22 protein-coding genes are annotated in these 20712 nt (G+C 45.2%); 15 read left to right on the top strand and 7 right to left on the bottom strand.

The window, feature by feature from the left end; translation table 11 throughout:
• Window positions 1-257: 257 nt before the first annotated feature.
• A complete protein-coding gene (locus tag QZ918_RS29490; protein ID WP_293147663.1) occupies window positions 258-398 on the bottom strand; it encodes a hypothetical protein in 141 nt (46 codons plus the stop codon).
• A gap of 111 nt (window positions 399-509) precedes the next feature.
• Between QZ918_RS29490 and QZ918_RS29485 the strand changes: the two genes are divergently transcribed.
• Together QZ918_RS29485 and QZ918_RS29480 are read left to right on the top strand one after the other, a co-directional pair.
• Window positions 510-1304 carry a pseudouridine synthase gene (locus tag QZ918_RS29485; protein WP_293341738.1) on the top strand — a complete coding sequence of 265 codons (795 nt, stop codon included), beginning with the start codon at window positions 510-512 and terminating at the stop codon, window positions 1302-1304.
• Complete coding sequence (locus tag QZ918_RS29480) at window positions 1301-2170, top strand: helix-turn-helix domain-containing protein (RefSeq protein WP_293341733.1); 870 nt, start codon at window positions 1301-1303, stop codon at window positions 2168-2170. The genes QZ918_RS29485 and QZ918_RS29480 overlap by 4 nt, the downstream gene beginning before the upstream one ends.
• A gap of 256 nt (window positions 2171-2426) precedes the next feature.
• On the opposite strand, the gene malQ is transcribed toward QZ918_RS29480, so the two are convergent.
• Window positions 2427-3935: a 4-alpha-glucanotransferase gene (malQ, locus tag QZ918_RS29475; protein ID WP_293341730.1), complete on the bottom strand. Its 1509-nt coding sequence runs from the start codon at window positions 3933-3935 to the stop codon at window positions 2427-2429.
• 101 nt (window positions 3936-4036) lie between these two features.
• Between malQ and QZ918_RS29470 the strand changes: the two genes are divergently transcribed.
• Entirely contained in the window at window positions 4037-4159 is a 123-nt protein-coding gene (locus QZ918_RS29470; protein WP_293341727.1) for a hypothetical protein, read from the top strand.
• A gap of 638 nt (window positions 4160-4797) precedes the next feature.
• On the opposite strand, the gene QZ918_RS29465 is transcribed toward QZ918_RS29470, so the two are convergent.
• From QZ918_RS29465 to QZ918_RS29450, 4 genes are all read right to left on the bottom strand, one after another.
• On the bottom strand, window positions 4798-4923 hold the full coding sequence (locus QZ918_RS29465) for a photosystem II protein Y (protein ID WP_265235804.1): 126 nt from the start codon (window positions 4921-4923) through the stop codon (window positions 4798-4800).
• A gap of 61 nt (window positions 4924-4984) precedes the next feature.
• Complete coding sequence (locus QZ918_RS29460; RefSeq protein WP_293341724.1) at window positions 4985-5110, bottom strand: hypothetical protein; 126 nt, start codon at window positions 5108-5110, stop codon at window positions 4985-4987.
• 392 nt (window positions 5111-5502) lie between these two features.
• Window positions 5503-6261, bottom strand: a complete 759-nt coding sequence (locus QZ918_RS29455; RefSeq protein ID WP_293341722.1) for a MinD/ParA family ATP-binding protein — start codon at window positions 6259-6261, stop codon at window positions 5503-5505.
• 388 nt (window positions 6262-6649) lie between these two features.
• Entirely contained in the window at window positions 6650-8422 is a 1773-nt protein-coding gene (locus tag QZ918_RS29450) for a CHASE2 domain-containing protein (protein ID WP_293341719.1), read from the bottom strand.
• Between the two features lie 311 nt (window positions 8423-8733).
• Between QZ918_RS29450 and QZ918_RS29445 the strand changes: the two genes are divergently transcribed.
• The 8 genes from QZ918_RS29445 (at window position 8734) to QZ918_RS29410 (ending at window position 14598) form a co-directional block, all read left to right on the top strand.
• The gene (locus QZ918_RS29445) at window positions 8734-8901 is read left to right on the top strand and encodes a DUF928 domain-containing protein (RefSeq protein WP_293147650.1); all 168 of its coding nucleotides are present in this window, start codon (window positions 8734-8736) and stop codon (window positions 8899-8901) included.
• Window positions 8882-9025: a DUF928 domain-containing protein gene (locus QZ918_RS29440; RefSeq protein WP_293341716.1), complete on the top strand. Its 144-nt coding sequence runs from the start codon at window positions 8882-8884 to the stop codon at window positions 9023-9025. The genes QZ918_RS29445 and QZ918_RS29440 overlap by 20 nt, the downstream gene beginning before the upstream one ends.
• 258 nt (window positions 9026-9283) lie before the next feature.
• Window positions 9284-10021 carry a DUF928 domain-containing protein gene (locus QZ918_RS29435; RefSeq protein WP_293341713.1) on the top strand — a complete coding sequence of 246 codons (738 nt, stop codon included), beginning with the start codon at window positions 9284-9286 and terminating at the stop codon, window positions 10019-10021.
• Window positions 10022-10163: 142 nt separating this feature from the next.
• Window positions 10164-10898: a DUF928 domain-containing protein gene (locus QZ918_RS29430; RefSeq protein WP_293341710.1), complete on the top strand. Its 735-nt coding sequence runs from the start codon at window positions 10164-10166 to the stop codon at window positions 10896-10898.
• A gap of 278 nt (window positions 10899-11176) precedes the next feature.
• Window positions 11177-11917 carry a DUF928 domain-containing protein gene (locus QZ918_RS29425; RefSeq protein WP_293341708.1) on the top strand — a complete coding sequence of 247 codons (741 nt, stop codon included), beginning with the start codon at window positions 11177-11179 and terminating at the stop codon, window positions 11915-11917.
• Window positions 11918-11978: 61 nt separating this feature from the next.
• The gene (locus QZ918_RS29420; RefSeq protein WP_293341735.1) at window positions 11979-12773 is read left to right on the top strand and encodes an HAD family hydrolase; all 795 of its coding nucleotides are present in this window, start codon (window positions 11979-11981) and stop codon (window positions 12771-12773) included.
• 361 nt (window positions 12774-13134) lie between these two features.
• Entirely contained in the window at window positions 13135-14352 is a 1218-nt protein-coding gene (locus tag QZ918_RS29415) for a DNA double-strand break repair nuclease NurA (protein ID WP_293341705.1), read from the top strand.
• 27 nt (window positions 14353-14379) lie between these two features.
• Complete coding sequence (locus tag QZ918_RS29410; protein ID WP_293341703.1) at window positions 14380-14598, top strand: hypothetical protein; 219 nt, start codon at window positions 14380-14382, stop codon at window positions 14596-14598.
• 293 nt (window positions 14599-14891) lie between these two features.
• Here the strand turns inward: QZ918_RS29410 and QZ918_RS29405 are convergent, their stop codons facing one another.
• Complete coding sequence (locus QZ918_RS29405; protein WP_293341701.1) at window positions 14892-16949, bottom strand: ABC transporter ATP-binding protein; 2058 nt, start codon at window positions 16947-16949, stop codon at window positions 14892-14894.
• A gap of 244 nt (window positions 16950-17193) precedes the next feature.
• Between QZ918_RS29405 and QZ918_RS29400 the strand changes: the two genes are divergently transcribed.
• The 4 genes from QZ918_RS29400 (at window position 17194) to QZ918_RS29385 (ending at window position 20661) form a co-directional block, all read left to right on the top strand.
• Entirely contained in the window at window positions 17194-17694 is a 501-nt protein-coding gene (locus QZ918_RS29400; RefSeq protein WP_293341698.1) for a GNAT family N-acetyltransferase, read from the top strand.
• A gap of 64 nt (window positions 17695-17758) precedes the next feature.
• Window positions 17759-17911 carry a GNAT family N-acetyltransferase gene (locus QZ918_RS29395; RefSeq protein ID WP_293147631.1) on the top strand — a complete coding sequence of 51 codons (153 nt, stop codon included), beginning with the start codon at window positions 17759-17761 and terminating at the stop codon, window positions 17909-17911.
• Window positions 17912-17917: 6 nt separating this feature from the next.
• Window positions 17918-20017 (top strand): VWA domain-containing protein, encoded by a 2100-nt coding sequence (locus QZ918_RS29390; protein WP_293341695.1) that lies wholly within the window; start codon window positions 17918-17920, stop codon window positions 20015-20017.
• 86 nt (window positions 20018-20103) lie between these two features.
• Window positions 20104-20661, top strand: a complete 558-nt coding sequence (locus tag QZ918_RS29385) for a GNAT family N-acetyltransferase (protein ID WP_293341693.1) — start codon at window positions 20104-20106, stop codon at window positions 20659-20661.
• The last annotated feature ends 51 nt before the right edge of the window (window positions 20662-20712 follow it).

The following is a 20712-nucleotide window of genomic DNA, read 5'->3' as shown; positions in this document are numbered from 1 at the left end:
TCAAAGAAGTCCCGAACAATTTTTTGGCAATAATAAGGCAACAAATGGAGTCATATTTTAATTGGTATCTCGGTAAAAAATGAGTAAGATTACTCATTGACAACAGTGTTTTTAGCTTAACTTGTGAGTAATGGTCTCCAGTAAATATAAAGCCGGCCACTGAAGAAGAGGTTTTAAACCCTATTTCCTGATAAAATTAACCAGCAGTACCGGTTTTATGGTAGTGTTGGTTAATGGTCCTGTCAGACCCACACCTCTCACATCAGTAGCAAACCAACGGTGCAGACCTGTGCCTGCCGCAAGTCTTTTCCTCGTAGTTTTTGCACAGCATTCAGGGTAATGCCATAAGGATAATCTGCACCAGGCGCAACGCCCTGTAAAGATTGGTTAGCAAACATGAGAATTTATTCCCAACCAGGAATTCAGCATTGGCAGCATCGGTTAATCCATTAACCGTGTTATATTTCCTCCCCCACCGCTCGGGTGTTGGGGCTTTCCACACTCCCGTCATGTCTGATGAAAGGCTGCAAAAAATCCTCGCCCAGTGGGGCATTGCCTCTCGCCGTCTTGCAGAACAGATGATTGTAGCTGGACGAGTCCGGGTTAATGGCAATATTGTTCGTTTAGGACAAAAGGCGAATCCAGATCGCGATTTCATCGAAGTCGATGGAGTCCATGTGAAACCAACAGATAGACCGGCAGAGGTCTATCTGTTGCTCAACAAACCCGCAGGCGTAGTTTCTACTTGCAGCGACAAGAGGGCGCGATCGAAAGTTCTCGACCTGCTGCCGCCCAAACTGCGATCTGGTCAAGGCATCCATCCCGTAGGACGCTTAGATGCAGATTCCACAGGCGCCCTATTGCTCACCAATGATGGTAAGCTGACATTTTGTTTGACCCATCCGCGTCACTCGATCGCCAAAACTTATCAAGTTTGGGTGCTCGGCGATCCCCCGGAACCCATACTACAAGCGTGGCGTCAGGGCATTATCTTGTCCGGTAGAAAAACATTACCCGCGAAAGTTAGAGTTATCGATCGCGCGCGAGACCAAACTCTGTTAGAAGTAATTCTATCAGAAGGGAGAAACCGACAGATTCGGCGCACCGCCGAGCAGTTGGGATATCCAGTGGTACGCCTGCACCGCACAGCCATTGGCCCGATTCAATTGCAGCCCCCCGCAGGGCCGATATTGGCATCGGGCTGCTACCGACCCCTAGAAGATTCAGAAATTATTTTTTTATGGAATCTAGTCAACCTAACATCAATAAGCGTGCCAGTGAATCCCCAGGAGCACAGCATATGACAAAGAATTTATTGTTTTTATTCTCCCAAATAACTAAGAAGAAACTGCACTCCCAAGAGCCAGAAACTCCTCAGAAGAAATTAGCGGCAATAGGAGCTCAACTCCGCGAGTACCGCGAACAGCAGTCGATTTCTTTGGACAGAGTAGCTGTGGTAACCATGATTCGGCGGAATCTGCTGCAAGCCATCGAAGACGGCCAACTCGACCAACTCCCCGAACCCGTCTACACTCAAGGTTTGATCAAGCGGTACGCCGAAGCAATGGGTTTGGACGGAACTCAGTTTGCCGACTTTTTCCCGATCGAACCGCCACCGCGATCGACCACCAAGCTATCCTGGCAGAATGGGCCACAATTGCGGCCGATGCACCTGTACCTTTTTTACACATTTCTAATTATCTGTTCAGTCAATGTCTTATCTCAGTTGATGGGCGGTTCTCTGACAACAAAAAACGGTACGGGAACCAAAGAACTAGCTCTTGAGCAAGAACAAGCTCGTTTAGCCCAGAGCGCCTCAAAAAATCAGAAAGCCGATAGTTACGATGCTGTGGAAGCAACAAGAACAGGTCAAAATTTAGATAAATCTGGCAATAAACCAGTCATGGTTAACGTCAGTTTAAAAGACGAATCATGGATGAAGATTGAAGTTGATGGCAAACCCGAGTTTGAGGGAACTTTGCCTTCAGGAAGTGTCCGCACCTGGCAGGCCCAAAACAAATTGGTAGTTCTAGCTGGTAACGCCGGCGGTGTAATGATTGCTGTGAATAACGGACAAGCCGAACAACTCGGAGAATCTGGGGTTGCCAAACAAGTTGTTTTTACCGCAGACGAACTCAAGCCTTCAGCAAAGCCCAAAAATGAAGGATAATCGGTAATCGGGAATCGGGAATCGGTAATTGGGAATGGCTGGAACTCCACATTTTTTAATTAGAATGTCGGTCTTTATTGACTGATATCATGTCAGGTCGATTACCATAACAATCACAGTTCGTAGTGCGGACTTCAGTCCGCCACCGTATAGCGGACTGAAGTCCGCACTACAAACCAATCTGATTGCGGTCGATCGATCGGACACGATATGATTACCAAATACCAATTACCAATTACCCACTACCAATGTTTGTTCAATTTTTCTGGGGAGCGCGCCCGCAGATGTAAGTCATGGTTTTGAGCCGATCGCGCACCTCCCAATTCAAAGCTTCGCGCCGATACCGCCAGCCCCAATTTCCCTCTGCTTTCCCCGGAAAATTCATCCGGGCGTCGGTATCCAAACCCAACAAATCTTGAAAGGGCACGATCGCCAAATTAGCAATAGAAAACCAACCCATGCGGATTAAAGACCAGTGAATTCCTTGGGGATCGATGCAGCCCAAATAACGCAAAACCTCATCTCTTTCGTAGTTTTGCAATTGATTGAACCAGCCAACAGTCGTGTCGTTGTCGTGGGTACCCGTGTAAACTACACAGTTACGAACATAATTGAAAGGCAAAAAAGGATCGCCAGGCCCCGCACCGAAAGCAAACTGCAAAATCTTCATTCCGGGAAACTCAAACCGATCGCGCAAAGCTTCCACTTCCGGAGTAATTACCCCCAAATCCTCAGCGATAATCGGCAAATTGCCGAACTTCTCGTTAATTACCTCAAACAAAGCCGTTCCCGGCGCATTAATCCACTCTCCGTCGATCGCAGTTTCCTGCCCGCGTTTCACCGCCCAGTAAGCATCAAATCCTCGAAAGTGGTCGATCCGAGTCACATCTACATAAGCGAAAATCGCCTCAAAACGCTGCACCCACCACTGAAAATTAGTTGCTTCCAAAGCCTCCCAATTGTAAACAGGATTGCCCCACAATTGACCTGTTGCGCTGAAGTAATCCGGCGGAACTCCCGCCATCAAAGCCGGTTCTCCAGTTGCTTCATCCAAACAAAACAAGTCCGGATGCGACCACACATCAGCACTGTCGTGAGCGACATAAATCGGAATGTCACCAATAATTTTAATGTCGCGCAGGTTCGCATAGCGTTTCAGCTCAGTCCACTGGCGGAAAAACTCGAACTGCACGTATTTGTAGTAATAAATCTCATTATGTAGCTCCTGCCGCCACTTGTCTAGCGCCTCCGGTTGGCGCTGTGCAATTTCTGGTTCCCAAGTGTGCCAGCTCGTGCCGTTGAAGCTGTCTTTTAGTGCCATAAATAAGGCATAATCTTCCAGCCAAGCCGCTTTGCTCTCGCAAAAAGCCGAGAATTCTCTTTGCTGCACCGGCGATGCTTTCGCTTTGAAGTTTTCGCAGGCTTTTTTGAGCAGGGGTATTTTGTGTGCGATCGCGCGATCGAATTCTACTGTATCCAGGGGAAATTCCGGCGAATGAGCTAAATCTTCATCGCTGAGCAATTGCTCGTCCCGCAAAATTTCCGGGCTCAGTAGCAGCGGATTTCCTGCCATTGCTGAATAGCACGAATAAGGAGAATTGCCGTATCCTGTCGGGCCCAGCGGCAAAATCTGCCAGTATTGCTGGTCGCTCTCTACTAAAAAGTCAATAAAGCGATATGCTTCTATTCCCATATCCCCAACACCAAATCGGCTGGGAAAAGATGTCGGGTGGAGTAAAATGCCGCTAGCTCGGGGAAAAAGCATAATCTATCTAAAGATATAGGAGTTAAACATTGACAATTTGACCGATATTCCCTACAGATTAAACTTCGCAGTTTGTAGGGCGATTTTCAGGGCAAATACTTTTGCGATTGTCTCATATTTTCTGCTGGAACGTGCTTGCTAAATATTTGTGTCGTCATCTCATCACAAATGCTGAGGCGATCGCAAAACATCAAGCTCCCCACTTACCAGAAAGAATTGGTTGAAAGCCGTAACCCCGATCGGGAGAAATTAACATCAGACTATTCATTACTCCAATCCTCGGACTGAAGGGTAGAGGTCAACTGTCAACTGTCAACTGTCAACTATTGAAACCCTTGCCAGCACTGCGGTCAATTGGGATCTCTTACCCAGGATCGTTTGCTGCTGACTATTTTGGTCGATCGCACCCAGTTTATGCACAAGTTTATTTATAACTTTTAAGTGGCTTTCGCTCTATCTGTCTGGAGTCGTACATTGCGATCTCCGGGCCAAACATCAAACAAGTTCCCAAACAGGATGCAACTATATCTCGGCGTTCCAAATCCTTATGCAGTAAGTGCTTCGATTTTAGATTTTAGATTCTTCGACCGGAGCGACCGAACAAGTTTTAGACTTTAGGTTTACTTCACATATTCATCACCCGAGCAGGAACAGGAGTCTAAAATTTTGGGTTCTGCACACTCATAGCTTCAGGGGCGCGGTACCGGTTTTTGGGCGGGGTTATCGATCGTCGAAAATCTTTAATGCCCAAATCAAAAATGGCATCAGCCCTGCTTCTCATCAGAGCCAATGCACAAATCAGCCGACTGTTTTTGTATCTTAACAAACAGTCGGCTGCAAAATTACGGTGAAAAAGCTGAGTTTAAGTTTCCTTGTTCAACAATTTCTCCACTTGTTTGAGAGCTATAGTGCCGACGTTGTAAGCAGCCCAGCCGCCCGCCAACAAAACCGGACTCAATACTATTAGTATGCGCCAGTCAAAATCCATGAGTTCTCCTCCTAAAGTTTTTTAACAAATTCTCATAATCTATTTGTATCTCATTTTGTCGCTATTCTCCTGACTCCTCAAGCAAATATTGTCGCCGAAAAAGTTCCTCCACAGCAACGAGCGATCGCGCTTGCAGGACATCGCGCCCCAGTAATTGAGACTGCAACTCGCTCTCGTCAACCTTCATCAGAAAATTGGGTTGGAAACCCCGTCCTTCTAGGACGGCTTTGTGTTAAAATCTAGATGGTCAATGACCCACCCGTGACGATGGATCAGACAGCTCGGGCGAGCGAAGCCCGGATGTATCCGGCGGCGCAGCAAAATCGGTAGACCGGGAAAAGAGGACGGGGCAATGGTGAACATCCCTAGAATCACGCACAGCACCAAGAATTCCTTTTAAGGTTTTCGACACATAAAAACCGCTGGACTAGCGGGGTTAGTCTGTGGAGCGAGCGTAAGACCATAAAACTCCTTGGAGGGTGGAGGCAGTTGCTATGAAGCAGAAACCTAAATCGTGAGGTTTAGGAATCACCGCACTTTTAGGGCGGTGAGGATGTCAACCGCTGTCCTTACACCAAATTATCCCAAAATCTGTTTGGCAATCCCTTCCACCACTTGAGTTAGAGGGTCTTTAGGGAAGTGCAGGGCAAACACCCCCTTACTGGCTAACAGCATCATCTTGTCGCTGTGGGGCAGCACCCCTCCAACTGGGATGTTGTAAATACTCTCTACTTGCTGCTTCAAATCATCGAAATCCAAGGATTCTGGCGCTTTGTTGATCGCGATCAAAATCTTGGGAACTTCTAATTTGCGGGCCACATCTACCGTGACAGCCGTTCCCTGAAAATCTTGCTGATCCGGACGCAGAATCAGCAGCAGGATGTCCGAAATCGTGATGCTGAGCAGGGTTTCTTCGTTGAGTCCTGGGTGCGTGTCGATAAATAGGTAGTCTAAGTTCAGAACGTCGATCAGTTCTTGAAAGCCGTCCGTAAGCAGTCCCACGTCGTAGCCTTCCCGCAAAACTCGCGCTATCTCCCCTGCTTTAATGCTCGAAGGAATCAGGTAGAGGCTGCCGTTACGGGCTAATTTTGGCAGCAGCGAACTCACATTGTAGGCAGTATCCGAGATCGGACACCGGCCCCACAGGTAGTCGTTCAGGCAGCGCTCCATATTGTTCTCGCTGAAACCGAACAGCACGTGAATCCCGGGCGATTGAATGTCTGTGTCCACAATGGCGACCCTGTTTCCGCCGCGAGCGATAATAGATGCCAGGTTTGCAGTCATGTTAGATTTGCCAGTGCCACCCCGGTAAGAGTGGACAGAGATGATTTTGGACATGATAGGCGTATTGCAAAGATTAAACAATTATCTCTTTAAGTCTAATCATTTATGGACTTTCAAGTTTTTGAGATGCTGGACTTTTATTTAGATTCAGTTGTTGATTTATGTCCTCTATAGTTGGGAACCCTGCTTAGCTACGAAGTCTGCCAATCAATCAGACTCTAGAAACGAAGGCATTAATCAGAGGCAGATCGAATTGTAGTCTACAACCAAAAGTAATCTGAATAACCCGATCGCTAAAATAGATACAGGGCGTAGTAATTAGTCAACTAGGCTTAACACCGTCAAAACGGAATGTAAGTCATACTTTACCGTAGATTCTACTACTATGACAGGGAGAAACGGCGACAATCAATTATGATGGAATTGAGGATCGCATCATATATCATAAAGTATCAATTTTTTCCTCTTCGATCTTCTTGTCTGCCTTCCGGCGCTGCCGCATCTGCTTTGCCCTGGCTTGCAAATCGCTGAACCCCTCATCGGGTTCGGTTTCGCCAGAACTAGCACTCGCGCCAGGATCGATCGCGCTTTCTGTTTTTGAGTCGCTTTCCGATGCAGTCGCCGCGGCCCGCTGCTTCTGCTGTTTGGCTTTTAGCTGCAACTGAACTAAGAATTCGTCTGCCTCGCTTTGGGCCTGGGGAAGATCCACATTACCCACCGTTATTTCTTGGGGATCCGAGGGAGTTTTTTCAGAGGTATCTTTTTTACTACTTTTGAGTTCATCTTTCTTGAGCTGCAATTCTTTAAAGAAATCTGATTCTACAATGTCTGCAACTTGTTGTTCTTTTTGGGCTTGGTCTATTTCGATTTTGAATACTTGTTTTACGCGATCGGTAATTGCTTTCCCGTATCCCGATTTATTAAATCTGTCTGCTGATACAATGCTGCCACCAGTTAGGATTAATGCTAAGGCTGGCGCTGCTACAGGCACCCACCCTCCCAACAGAAAAATCCCAAAACCGATCGCGCCACACCCCGACAGTATTGCTGCGAATGTCAGCGCCAGCTTCCATGGGTGAGCCATCCGCGATGCCACGGTTCCTCCCACAATTGACCATCCTGCAATCCACAGGATTTCTGCCCATTCCGGCCAAAACCAAAACATCGGTCTCTTGTCTAAAACAGCACTCAAAATTTGGCTGATTACTTGTGCGTGTACCACGATCCCCGGCATGAATTGGTTTTTTTGCTGCTGTCCACTGTAAGGAGTATAAAATATATCTTTAACGGTTTCTGATGTGTAACCGATCAGCACTATTTTATCTTTCACTAAATTCGGATTGACTTTCCCTTGTAAAACATCGCTAATTGTAACTTTGTTTGCAACTTGGTTTCTGGAGTGATAGTTAATTAGTATTTGATATCCCCTCGCATCGACATTGCTATATCCTCCGTCATTGCTTTTTAATTTTTTTAAATTAGTTTTTCCCAGCCATAAAGATTGATCTGCTCCCAGTCTGGGGAAAATTTTATACTTTTGCAAGTAGCGGAGTGATAGCTGGAGGTTGAAGGAAGTTAAAACTTGAAAATTGTCATTGCAAAGATGTTTTTCTACCGAGTTATCGCCCTTAATTATCGGTGGTTTCATAAATAATAAAGCCCTGCGGAGTATGCCGCCCGGATCGATTCCAAAATCTGCAAATCCCACCCGGTTTGCTGGTATTCCCGGAGGAGGGGGAGAACCGGGAGTATCGGGGCCTCCGTCGGTGACTAAACATACCCCGATAATTCGATCGCTTTTTTGTAAAACTTTAGTTAATTCCTCACGCCCCTCTCCTAAAGGTACATCTCGCAGTACGTCTAAGCCGATGACTGCCGGCTGCATTTTTTCTAGTTTTTGTAATATTTCAGCTATTTTGCGATCGGATATCGGCCACTGCTTTAGTTTCTGAATGTCTGCTTCGGTAATCCCCACAATTAGCAAGCGCGGATCTGGCTTTTCGTCGGGACGCCATCTCAGCATTTGGTCGTAAGCGCTTAATTCTGCTGGTTCCAGTATTCCTAGGTGCCTAGCCCCACCCAACCATAATGTTACTGCCGCGCTTCCAATTAATACAGAGCTAACAACTGTTAGTGATGGTTTATACAGTTGACTCAATTGAGCCGCTGCCCAACGAATTTTGTCAGATAGAAATTTGTTAGATATTTTAGTCATTGCCAGATTATAAAATTTTGAGTCGTTTCACCGAACAGCAGTTATGTTGCTTGTCGGCACCTACACGAGACTTCTTCCATCTTAGAACACCCGGAAACTCCGACCGATTTGTAACAAAACTTTACAGTTCGCTGGTAGCGAAATGTATATGGAATCACACTCGCGACCTCGACCGCTGGATTTACCGTCCCCAGAATCCAGTTGCAGCTCCAATTAATTAATGTTATTGATTTGTCAAGCTTCAAATTCTGTATCTGCGGTGTGAGACTAGCTTCTCAAAAATATTGGTCGCCAGCAGGGAGAAAAAATTTATGTACCAAAAAACATTTAAAGTTGATGAATCCGGGATTGTTGAAATTAGCATTCTCGCTACGGGCGACAGCAACAAATCACTGGAAGTTGGCAAGCGTTACGTGCGATCGTTTTCGATGATTTGCGAACCAGACGCTCGATCGGCAGATGGCAGATACAGTTGTTAAAGGGTTCGTACAGCGCATCGCACCCCAGCCAACTCTCAATAGCGATTTGGCAAATCCCGACCAGATGACGTGGCTCGAAGTTTATGCTAAAAATGAGATTTGGTACGAAACTCTCGCTACTTGAACCCAAATGCGGCGACAGACACCGAGATATGCGAGACCCAGAGCCAAGTAGACCTAATTGTTGCAGTCCCAAGGACTGGAATCAGTGGTAGGTCAATCGCTGGTTGAGTCTCTTTAAAAATCGCTATTTATTGAACTTTTTTCCTTCTTTTGATGGCGATGCGAACAATCAAAACTTGACCGGATCGCGCCCGGGCTGAGAACTCCGGACTAACAGTAGAGACGAGATCTATAATATATCTATAAGGTTGGTGAAAAAATGAAACGTTTTCTACATTTTACTGCACTCGCGATCGCTGTATGTGCGATCGCACTTAGTCTCCCCAGTTTCCTGCCACCGATGCAGGCTGTGCCTGCACCAATGCTGCTGAGTCAGAATGTTAAATTTAAACCTCCCGATGTAGACGCCCCCGACAACAGGCAATCGGCGACGCATCGAGGGAATGCTTGTCCGCAGGATTTATCTATTGTTCCTTTAATACCTAAAAGCAATGATGGTTTAACCTTAGCAGAATCGCCAACATTCTTGGCCTATGTTTCTCACCCTTCGACTCAAGTCGAGTTTACGTTGCAAGCTGACGATGGCAAAGGAATCGATGCTTATAAAACGACTTTCAAAGTTGAAAAACCGGGGATAATTGAGGTCAGTATTCCTAGCAAAGGGGAGGGCAAAAAAACTCTGGAGGTTAACCAGCGGTATCAGTGGTCGTTTGCCGTGGCCTGCAATGACGATCCGTCGGGAAATTATTTTGTTAAAGGGTTTGTGAAGCGCATTGAACCCGAGGAAACTCTCAAGAAAGATTTGGCAAATCCTGACCCTATGGCTAGGGCGATCGCTTATGCTGAAAATAATATTTGGTACGATACAATTGGTACTCTAGCCAAAATGTGGCGAGGATCGCCCAATGATGCGAGTCTGAGGGCAGAGTGGAAGCAATTGTTGCAGTCCCAAAAACTCGAATCAGTTGCCGATCAGCCGCTGGTTCAGTCTTTTTAAGACTCCCTTTTCTCAAGGCTTTCTTTTGTCCTTCTTCTGAGAATCTGAAGATTGACAAATTAAACCGATCGCCCGCTGCGATTCCTACTCCTAGTCAGGAGTAAAAATCCGAACCCTGATTTTATTCTATCTGGTGAAAAAAATGAAACGTTTTCTAAATTTTACGGCACTGGCGATCGCTGTATTGGCGATCGCAATTACTCTCCCCAGCTTGTTTTCACCGATGCAGGCTGTCCCTGCACCAACTCCCCTCGGTCAGAATGTTAATTTCACACCGCCAGAGGTAACAGCCCCCGAGAACCGCCAAGGGGGAGCACATCGAGGCTGTCAGTTGCAGGATGGCTTATCGATTACTCCCTTAATACCTGAAAGCAATATTGGCTTAACCCTCACAGAGTCGCCAACATTTTTTGTCTATGTTTCTCAGCCGGCGGCTCAAGTAGAGTTTGTTTTGCTAAACGAAGATGAATCCGAAGTAGTCTACGAATCTAGTTTGAAAGTTGACAAAGCTGGAATTGTGGGAGTCAGCCTTTCTGACAAAGGTAAGACAAAAAATATTGAGGTTGGTAAGCGATATGTCTGGTCGTTTGCACTGGCTTGCGATCCTCAGGAACGATCGGGAGATTATATTATTAAAGGATGGATGCAGCGAGTTGAACCGCAAGGAACTCTCAAGAGCGCTTTGGCAAATCCCGACCCGAGGGCGAAGCTGATCGCTTATGCTAAAAATGGCATTTGGTACGAGACTCTGGCGACTTTAGCCCAAATGCGTAGTGTCGCACCCGATGATGCGCGGCTGAAGACTGAGTGGACGCAATTGTTGAAGTCCCAAAAACTCGAAGCAGTCGCCGATAAACCCCTAGTTCAGCCTCTTTAAGCGTCCCGATTTCTCAAGGCTTAATTTGTCCTTCTTATGAGAATCTGAAGATTGACAAATTAAGCCGATCGCCCGCTGCGATTCAAACTCCTAGGGATGATTCAACAGTTGACAGTTGACAGTTGACAATTGACAGGTTGAGAGCGACCTCTACCGATAAGGAAGAGAATTGAAATAGTTAATAATTTTGTTTTATTTCCCTGTCGAAGGAGGAGGCTTTAAACCCATTCTTCTTGGTAAAAATGCCAACCCCAACCTTCCTGTTATGTGGTTAAAAAATGAAACGTTTTCTGAATGGGGTTGCACTCGCGATCGTCGCATTGGCGATCGCACTTACTATCCCCAGTTTACTGCCACCGATGCAGGCAGTGCCTGCACAAATTCTCCTGAGTCAGAATATTAATTTCAAACCTCCAGATGTTACAGCACCCAATAGTAGAGTAGCAGGGACTCATCGAAGCGGAGGTTGTGTGAAGGATGTATCTATTATTCCTTTAATACCTAAAAGCAATATTGGTTTAACCGTAGCAGAAATGCCAACATTTTTGGCTGACATTTCTTCTGCTGCGACTCAAGAAATCGAGTTTGCTTTACAAACTTACGATGGCAAAAATAACGAGGTTTACCAAACTACTTTCAAGGTTGAAAAACCAGGGATAGTTGAGATCGATATTCCTAAAAAAGGCGATGACCAAACATCTCTTCAACTTAACCAGCCCTATCAGTGGTCGTTGTCAGTGCCTTGCAATCAAGATTATTCCGAGGATTATCTGGTGACAGGATTTGTGCAGCGTATTGAACCACAGCCAACTCTTAAGGAAACTTTGGCAAATCCCGATCGCATGGAATTGGCGATCGCCTATGCTAAAAATGGGATTTGGTACGATACTATTTCTACTCTAGCCCAAATGCGGCGACAAGCTCCTGACGATCCGATGCTGAAAGCAGAGTGGGCGCAATTGTTGAAGTCCCAAAAACTAGAAGCAGTTGCCGATAAACCGCTAGTTCAGTCTTTTTAATTGAGACTATTCAGCCAAATCCCAAATCTAAAATATAAACTCTAAACTCTAAACTCAGTTGATGACTAATAACTCTCCAACAATTCTAGCCCTTGATTTTGACGGTGTAATTTGTGACGGACTAATCGAATATTTCCAAACCGCTTGGCGAACCTACTGCCAAATCTGGCAACCAGTCGAAATAGTCCCCGATGCAGATTTAGCTTTGAGTTTTTACCGAGTGAGGCCAGCCATCGAAACCGGCTGGGAAATGCCCCTGCTGATTCGCGCACTGCTGACAGGAATTACCGAAGAGCAAATTTTGCTAGACTGGCCAAACATTGTCCCGCAGTTATTGACCGAAAATAATTTAAAAGCCCAGTCTGTCGGCGCCATGTTAGACGGACTGCGCGATAGTTGGATTGCTGAGGATTTAGCTGGGTGGCTGTCTTTGCACCGCTTTTATCCAGGAGTAGCCGATCGCCTGCATTCGTTACAGGATAGTTCGGTCAAAGTCGCGATCGTCACCACCAAGGAAGGCCGTTTTGTGCGGGAACTCTTGCAGCTAGCGGGCGTACAAATGCCGTCGGAGTTGATTTTTGGCAAGGAATACAACAAGCCGAAACACCAAATATTGCGGGAATTTTTGGCGGCGTCTGGCAAAGATACGACTATTTGGTTTGTAGAAGATCGGTTAAAAACTTTGGTTTCTGTCAAGCAGCAGCCGGATTTATCTCAGGTGAGGTTGTTTTTGGCTGACTGGGGTTACAATACTTTGGCAGAACGGGAATCTGTGGCTCAAAATCCACCCGTTCAATTGCTTTCTCTGTCGCAGTTTGCCGGAGATTTTGTCGGTTGGCTCCCCGACAAAGGTTGATGTTAGACTTGTTGGCAGGTAGATTTTTTTTCGCTTAAAAGAGTGAAAAAAATACCCAAATTTTAGACTTTTTTTGTTGACTTTTGTGGTGCTGGTATGGTATTTTTATATAATGGGATGGTTGCAAAAATATTATTTTTGAACTTATTCCCATTATGATATAAATATAACAGAAATCTCCCAAAAAATCAAGCATACCGACAAAAAAAATCGATTTTTTTTTGATCGTGACCCGCGTAATAAAAAACGTTCGTAGTGAGGACTTTAGTCCTGCTTTTCAGGTTCGTAGTGAGGACTTTAGTCCTGCTTTTCCCGAGGACTTGCATTCCGAACGATCGCACCAATTCGAGACTTAAAACCAATGCTAGATTTAACAAAAGCAGCCAAAGCAATGCAGGGAATGAGCCAACATTTAAATGTGGAGGCTTTAGCAGCACGCTTGCGTTTGCAAGTAGCTCAGAATTTGCTGGAACAAGCGGCGACCGGACAAGAAAAATTGGTAGAATTGCAAGAGAGTTGGAGCGATCGCACATTATTCAATGCAGCCACGCCGATCGAGCCCTTGGACGATCGCACCTACATCACCGCACCCCCCCGCGCCCACACAGTCTTCGCCACAGACGGATCGCAAATTTCGCCCAGCCATCACGAAATAGCCTACTGCTACCTGATCAACGTCGGTACAGTCATGCTGCACTACGGGCAAAGTCGGCATCCAGTTTTAGACAGCGTGCCCGAAGTTTTCTACAAACCCGAAGACTTGTATGCTTCGCGCCAGTGGGGAATTAGAACCGAAGAGTGGATGGGATACCGGCGCGCCGTTTCCGAAGCCATCGCCCTCGCGGAAATGGGCTGCAATTGGGCAAAATTTAACGACAATCAACTACCCGCACCAACTTTGGCAATGGTAGATGGTTCCCTGATTTATTGGTTTTTGGAACAGTTACCTAGCGAAGCGCGCGATCGAATTTTGCAGCCAATTTTAGAAGCTTGGGACAAATTGCGCCTAGCAAAAATTCCCTTATTAGGATACTTGAGCGCTTCTCGCAGCACCGAAAGCTTATCATTTTTGCGGTTTCAAGCCTGCACCCACGAAGTACCAGACTGCATGACAAACTGCCCCAACGTCGGATTTTCCGCCACCAGTGCTTTCGACGAAAAAGCACCTTGTCAAGAATTTGAACCCTTGCGAGATTCCGTCTTGTGGGCCACAATCCTGCTACCCGGACAAAGAAGCCCGTTGTGGAAATCCCACGCTCGAATTTTAGATTTATACGGTCTCAATCCCATCTATTTTTGTTATGTTCACGTTGGCACAGAAATTGCTAGAATAGAAATTCCGGAATGGGTAGCACAAGATAATACAGAGCTAGATTTAGCCTTAGGAATGATGCTAGCTCAAGTACACAAAGGTGGCGGCTATCCCGTGACGCTAGCAGAAGCCCACAACCAAGCAGTAGTCACCGGGGGCGATCGAAGTAGCTTTTTTGCTTTGTTAGAGCAGCAAATGATTAAAGCTGGTTTAAAAAATGTCGGAATTTCTAATAAGGAAACCCGGAAGCGCGGTAGTATTGCTTGAATTAAAAATAAGAGTTAAAAATGTTATATGCCAATAGAGTTAATCATCTTAATTGCTTCCTTACTTGTTTCTTGGCTGGTATTTAATTGGGCTTTTAAAGTATTGAAAGCCAGCGCGGGTACAGCAATTGCTATAGCCGCAATTGTGTTGGCGATGCAGTTATTGTTTGGCATCGGGCCAAATCAGCTTTTTCAGCATATCATTCACCTGCCACAAACCCTTGGAAAAATATTTTTTGGCAGGTGATAGGATTTTAGATTGGTTCGTAGTGAGGACTTTAGTCCTCATAAAGAAGGACTAAAGTCCTCACTACGAACCAATATTATTTTAGTTCGTAGTGAGGACTTTAGTCCTCATAAAGAAGGACTAAAGTCCTTACTACGAACGCTTTTTATTTTAGTTTGTAGTGAGGACTTTAGTCCTCATAAAGAAGGACTAAAGTCCTTACTACGAACGCTTTTTATTTTAGTTTGTAGTGAGGACTTTAGTCCTCATAAAAAAGGACTAAAGTCCTTACTACGAACCAATATTATTACTTTTTAACTTCCCAGCATTTGCAGCTTGTACAAACTCGCATACAAACCTTCTTGCTGCAACAATTCTTCGTGGCTGCCAGACTCTACTAACTGCCCGCGTTTGAGCACCAAAATGCGATCGACATTTCGGATAGTCGAGAGCCTGTGAGCAATGATTATAGCCGTTCTGTCAGCCATCACACGCTCCAGAGCCTCTTGAATCAAAGCTTCCGTTCCCACATCCAAACTAGCAGTTGCCTCGTCGAGCACTAAAATACTGGGGTTGCGAATAGCCGCGCGAGCAAACGCTAACAACTGCTTTTGTCCCCCCGAAAGATTCGTACCCCTCTCCCGCAATTGCGTGTCATAACCTTGAGGTAACTGTTCAATTAAACGAGCAACATTCGTCTTTTCTGCTGCGGCTCGAATCTCCTCCATCGAGTAACTTTCGCCAAGGCTAATATTGCTCTTGACATCGCCAGCAAATAGAAAACCATCTTGAATAATCACACCTACGTGTCTCCGCAATTCTGCTTGAGGCAAATCCCGAATATCCGTACCATCGATCAGAATCCGTCCTCGGGTGGGCTCGTAAAGGCGGCACAACAGACGGATAATCGAACTTTTGCCCGCACCAGTCGGCCCGACTAATGCGACTTTTTCGCCGGATTTGATAGTAAAATTGAGGTCTTGCAGAACATATTCGTTTTCTTTGTAAGCAAACCACACATTGTCAAATTGGATTTCTCCGGATGCGGCTTGCTTTGATTGAGCAGGTGCAACTAGAGATTTTTGATTGTTAGCTGATAGACGATATTCAGAAGCTACAGGAGTGTGATTTTGGTCTGCCAATTCTGACTCATTTGAAGACAAGTTATAGGCAAGTGCCTCTGGATGACCGGCCATCAGCAGTGGTGAATAATATTCCCTTCTTCCTGCTTCCCTCTTCCTTCTATTCTTTACATCCGTTACATCCGTTACATCCGCTACAAAATCCGTTGCCGAACTTTCTTCTTCCTTCTCCCCGCTAGTTGGATCTTTAATTTCGATCGGTTCGTTGAGAATATCGCTAATCCGTTCGACGGCGGTAAATCCTGCTTGAATTGCCGTAAATTTCTCCGCAAATTGCCGCAGCGGATCGAAGAGACGCTGAGCAAATAAAATGAATGCAGACAGAGTACCAAAGTTAATTGTACCTTGCAGAAGGCTTTGACCGCCCATCCACAAAACGGCTGCAATCGCCACTAAAGCAATCCATTCTAATGTTGCAGATACGGCTGAGTCGTAAAAGATAGTTTTATCAACTGCTTTAATGTAGCATTTATTGGTAACGTTAAACAATTCTGAGTTGAATCTTTCCCGGCGGAATAGCTGCACTACGCCAATACCCGTCAGGTTTTCTTGCAGTTGGGCGTTGAGATCGGAAAGTTCTTCTCTGGTGGTGTAATTTGCTATGCGAAATTGGTTCTGGAAATAAATGATTATGGCAGCAATTGGGATCATCATTAATACCAACATTAAAGCTAGTTGCCATTGCATGGTAAACATGAAAATGGCAATTACTAATATTGAAAATAAATCGCTGACAATCCCGATCGCCCCTGAGGAAAAAACCTCTCCCAAAGCTTCCACGTCACTGGTGAGGCGCGTCATCAATTTACCGACAGGAGTGCGATCGAAAAATCGCACCGCTAGCGAGGTGACGTGCACAAACAAATCATTTCTAATATCAGTAGTAATAATTTGCCCTACTTTTGTGACTAAATATCCTTGAACAGATTGCAGTCCCAATCTAAATGTTATAGTTAGCATCAGCAAGACTGCCAAAACATTTAATGCAGTAGATAAAGGCAATCCCTGTAAAAATTGATAGGTAGGTTCTGCTCGAATTACCGAAATTGCCTGTCCGATCAGAATCGGTTGAATTGCTCCTGAGACTGCTAGCGGTACTAATAGTGCGATCGAAATAATCAGCAAGCGTTTGCTGCGGGTTGCGTAAGATGCCAACCTCAGGAATAACCGCCAGTCTGTATCGCGGCGGGGTTGGTTTTCGGTGTCTGCTACTGGTGAGGAAATGGTCATTTACAGGAAAACTGGTATAATACATCCAATTAATAATTGTAACAAAGAGAATCAATATTTTAGACTTCTCCAAAAAACTAAGTCTAGAACAGGCAGGATGCCTGTTCCACAAGAATTATTGGAGATGTTTTTTGCATGAAGATCGGTAAACCGTAGGTTGGGTTGAGGAATGAAACCCAACCAAAATGTTTGTATCCAAACAAAACTGGTATAATAATCTACTGGTAGAAGTTATACAATCATCATGGAAGAGATAGAGACAGCCCGATTGTATCTGAGACAATTTACGCCAGACGACTTAGATGAGCTGTACCGCATCTACAGCGATTCAGAAGTGATGAAGTATCTAAGCGAAGGCGTCAGAAATAGAGAAGAAACAGCAGCAGATTTATTGGAGATAATCGCAGATTGGGAAAAACATGGTTTCGGTTTGTGGGCTGTTGTCAACAAACAAAATAACCAATTGATCGGCGACGGGGGGCTGCGATTTTTAGGCAAAAAACCTGAAGTAGAAGTCGGTTACGTGTTAGCAAAAGCATACTGGGGGAAAGGTTTAGCATCGGAAGTTGCAGCGGCTAGCCTCAAGTATGGATTTGAAGTATTGAAACTAGACAAAGTTGTTGCAGTTGCAGATACCGAAAACAGATCCTCGCGGCGGGTAATGGAAAAAGTGGGGATGAAATACCAGCATAACTTTGAATACCGCAATCGCGATCGAGTATATTATGCGATCGCAAGACTCTAATATTTTACCTCGAACGAAACCCAACTAAAATATTTTTAGCCAGACAAAATTTGAAATATTAAAGTTGGAGAGAATAGTTGCGATCGCCCGCCCCCAAAATATCGCATTCCAGCGGGTGATGCAGAAAGTTGGTTTCAAATATGAAAACAACGCTCGTTATTATGAAACTGATGTAGTATGTTATTCAATATCGCGATCGCAATATTCTCAGGAGTAAAAATCTATGCGTAAACTTTTGTTGCAAATAGTGCTGCTAAGTCCAGTCATTTTAACTTTTTACTGGATGAATCCCAAAAGTGCGATCGCCCAAAAAGTCGATCGCCAAACCAACGCACCAACTCCCACAAATGTCTCTCAATCGGCTGACATTGCACCAAGTAGCTGGGCTTTTCAGGCGCTACTATCCTTAGCAAAACGCTACAGTTGCCCGATTGTCACCCCGGTGGGTAGTAATTTGGGCGATCGACCTTTAAAGCGCTCCGACTTTGCGGTAAGTTTAAATAGTTGTTTGGTAAAAGTCGATCGGGCGATCGCAGCAGGTACGCCAAAAGTCAGCCCCGAAGATTTAGCAATTGTGCAGCGTTTGCGATCGGAATTTGCCGCTGATTTAGCAAGCCTTCCGGCTGTTCTTCCCAGGGCAACCAATCCTCCCCTGGGCGATATTTCGCTTGAAGAACAAAATCGAAGTCCCCAACTTTCAGAACCAAATTCTGCATTTTTACTACCGCCTTCTCCCCAAACAGCCCCTCAGCCAGCGAGACTTAACCTTGACAGTCGCTTTACAGGACAAGATCAATTAAGAACTAGGATTTCTGGTGGAATTAATTTACCAGTAACTCCACGGCCATCACCTACAACGTTGCCCGCGCAACAAGCCCAAGAATTCGATCGCGAAGGATACAACCGCATTTATGATAACGCTTATCAGCGGGCTAGCAACAACCCGCTTTCCACATTTGGCATCGATGTCGATACAGCATCCTACAGCAATGTCCGACGCTTTATCAACAGCGGGGTGATGCCGCCCAAAGATGCGGTGCGCCTCGAAGAACTAATTAATTACTTTACCTACGACTATCCGCAGCCAAAGGGCGATCGACCTTTTTCAATCAATACAGAAGTCGCCAATGCACCCTGGAATCCCCAACACAAATTAGTCCACATCGGGTTGCAAGGAAAAAGCATTTCTACCAAAAATTTACCGCCTAACAATCTCGTATTTCTGATCGATGTTTCCGGTTCCATGAATTCGCCGGACAAATTGCCGTTAGTCAAAGCATCTTTGAAATATCTAGTGAGCGAATTGCGAGCCAAAGATAGCGTCACAATTGTAGTCTACGCCGGAGCGGCAGGATTAGTTTTGCCCCCAACACCGGGCAACCAAAAAGAAAAAATCTTAGATAGCATTGACAAGCTAGAAGCAGGCGGTTCCACCGCAGGCGGGGCGGGCATTCAACTAGCCTACAAAGTTGCTAGAGACAACTTTATCAAACAAGGAAACAACCGCGTTATTCTGGCAACGGACGGAGATTTTAATGTCGGCGTTTCCAGCGATGGCGAACTCGTGCGGATGATAGAAGAAAAACGAGAACAAGGAGTTTTTCTCAGTGTCTTGGGATTTGGTAGGGGGAATTTGCAAGATGCAAAAATGGAACAGCTAGCCAATAAAGGTAACGGCAATTACGCTTATATCGACAGTTTGCTGGAAGCCAAGAAAGTATTAGTCACTCAAATGGGAGGCACGCTATTGACGATCGCCAAAGATGTGAAAATTCAAGTAGAATTCAATCCGGCGAAAGTACAAGCCTACCGTTTAGTCGGTTACGAAAATCGAGTTTTGCAAAATCAAGACTTTAACGACGACAAAAAAGATGCAGGTGAATTAGGTGCAGGGCATTCGGTAACGGCAATTTACGAAATTATTCCGGTTGGTGTCGCCAGCAATGTCAAATTGCCGGAAGTCGATCCGTTGAAATATCAACCGAACCCAGCCACTGCTTCAGCGTCTCAAACTGATGAATTGATGCAGGTAAAGTTGCGCTACAAAAAACCTAACGAGACAGTGAGTCAGTTAATTACGCAGTCGATAATCGACAAACCTGTGAAACTAGAAAATGCCTCTGCTAACTTCAGATTTGCTGCTGCTGTAGCTGCTTTCGGGATGGTTTTGAGAGATTCTGAGTACAAGGGGGCAGCTAATTTCGATCAAGTATTGAGGCTGGCAAGTCAGGCGAAAGGTGAAGATAAGGAAGGCTATCGAGCAGAGTTCATCCGTTTAGTTGAAAGCTGCAAGACGCTAGTGGCAAAGATTGGAGCAAAGTAGTTTTGTAGGGTGCGAACTACTCGTTACCAGGCTCTGCCTGGTAACGCAGATATGGAGGATATACCTCCAATTTTTATGGTAGAATAATGATTGTCATCATGCAACAAATAGAGACAGCCCGATTGTATCTGAGACAATTTACACCAGACGACTTAGACGATTTGTACCGCATCTACAGCGATGCGGAAACAATGAAATACCTCACAGGAGTTAGAACTAGAGAAGCCACAGAAAGCGCCATTCATGCTATGCTCCAACGTTGGGAAGAACACAACTTCGGAATGTGGGCTGTAGTACATAAGATAGATCGTAAAATGATTGGTCGCTGCGGACTTGCTTTTCTGGACAAAACACCGGAAGTTGAGCTTGGCTATGCCTTCGATAAAGTTTATTGGAATCAAGGATTGGCGACAGAAGCATCTTTTGCTAGTCTAAACTATGGATTTGACATATTACAGTTGGAGAGAATAGTTGCGATCGCCCGCCCGGAAAATATCGCCTCCCAGCGGGTAATCCAGAAAGTTGGCATGAAATATGAAAAAAACGCTCGTTATTACGAAATTGATGTACTATATAGCAATCCTAAATCATTATCAAGGTTATGGTACAATATATATGCAATACTTGACTGTGATAAAAAATGAATAAATTACAACTGCCACAAAAAGACATGGAAAAAGAAAAAGCTTCGTTAG

The organism is Microcoleus sp. CAWBG58 (assembly GCF_020883045.1).
GTDB lineage: Bacteria > Cyanobacteriota > Cyanobacteriia > Cyanobacteriales > Microcoleaceae > Microcoleus.
This window is presented reverse-complemented; position numbering and strand designations above follow the sequence as displayed.

What these genes read in the sequence shown, in the direction of transcription:
- malQ (WP_293341730.1), bottom strand. Translation starts at nt 3,935, where the DNA reads ATGCTTTTTCCCCGAGCTAGCGGCATTTTACTCCACCCGACATCTTTT.
- QZ918_RS29415 (WP_293341705.1), top strand. Translation starts at nt 13,135, where the DNA reads ATGCTAGATTTAACAAAAGCAGCCAAAGCAATGCAGGGAATGAGCCAA.
- QZ918_RS29390 (WP_293341695.1), top strand. Translation starts at nt 17,918, where the DNA reads ATGCGTAAACTTTTGTTGCAAATAGTGCTGCTAAGTCCAGTCATTTTA.
- QZ918_RS29430 (WP_293341710.1), top strand. Translation starts at nt 10,164, where the DNA reads ATGAAACGTTTTCTAAATTTTACGGCACTGGCGATCGCTGTATTGGCG.
- QZ918_RS29445 (WP_293147650.1), top strand. Translation starts at nt 8,734, where the DNA reads ATGTACCAAAAAACATTTAAAGTTGATGAATCCGGGATTGTTGAAATT.
- QZ918_RS29465 (WP_265235804.1), bottom strand. Translation starts at nt 4,923, where the DNA reads ATGGATTTTGACTGGCGCATACTAATAGTATTGAGTCCGGTTTTGTTG.
- QZ918_RS29480 (WP_293341733.1), top strand. Translation starts at nt 1,301, where the DNA reads ATGACAAAGAATTTATTGTTTTTATTCTCCCAAATAACTAAGAAGAAA.
- QZ918_RS29435 (WP_293341713.1), top strand. Translation starts at nt 9,284, where the DNA reads ATGAAACGTTTTCTACATTTTACTGCACTCGCGATCGCTGTATGTGCG.
- QZ918_RS29490 (WP_293147663.1), bottom strand. Translation starts at nt 398, where the DNA reads ATGTTTGCTAACCAATCTTTACAGGGCGTTGCGCCTGGTGCAGATTAT.
- QZ918_RS29425 (WP_293341708.1), top strand. Translation starts at nt 11,177, where the DNA reads ATGAAACGTTTTCTGAATGGGGTTGCACTCGCGATCGTCGCATTGGCG.
- QZ918_RS29410 (WP_293341703.1), top strand. Translation starts at nt 14,380, where the DNA reads ATGCCAATAGAGTTAATCATCTTAATTGCTTCCTTACTTGTTTCTTGG.
- QZ918_RS29420 (WP_293341735.1), top strand. Translation starts at nt 11,979, where the DNA reads ATGACTAATAACTCTCCAACAATTCTAGCCCTTGATTTTGACGGTGTA.
- QZ918_RS29385 (WP_293341693.1), top strand. Translation starts at nt 20,104, where the DNA reads ATGATTGTCATCATGCAACAAATAGAGACAGCCCGATTGTATCTGAGA.
- QZ918_RS29405 (WP_293341701.1), bottom strand. Translation starts at nt 16,949, where the DNA reads ATGACCATTTCCTCACCAGTAGCAGACACCGAAAACCAACCCCGCCGC.
- QZ918_RS29455 (WP_293341722.1), bottom strand. Translation starts at nt 6,261, where the DNA reads ATGTCCAAAATCATCTCTGTCCACTCTTACCGGGGTGGCACTGGCAAA.
- QZ918_RS29460 (WP_293341724.1), bottom strand. Translation starts at nt 5,110, where the DNA reads ATGAAGGTTGACGAGAGCGAGTTGCAGTCTCAATTACTGGGGCGCGAT.
- QZ918_RS29400 (WP_293341698.1), top strand. Translation starts at nt 17,194, where the DNA reads ATGGAAGAGATAGAGACAGCCCGATTGTATCTGAGACAATTTACGCCA.
- QZ918_RS29485 (WP_293341738.1), top strand. Translation starts at nt 510, where the DNA reads ATGTCTGATGAAAGGCTGCAAAAAATCCTCGCCCAGTGGGGCATTGCC.
- QZ918_RS29450 (WP_293341719.1), bottom strand. Translation starts at nt 8,422, where the DNA reads ATGACTAAAATATCTAACAAATTTCTATCTGACAAAATTCGTTGGGCA.
- QZ918_RS29440 (WP_293341716.1), top strand. Translation starts at nt 8,882, where the DNA reads ATGGCAGATACAGTTGTTAAAGGGTTCGTACAGCGCATCGCACCCCAG.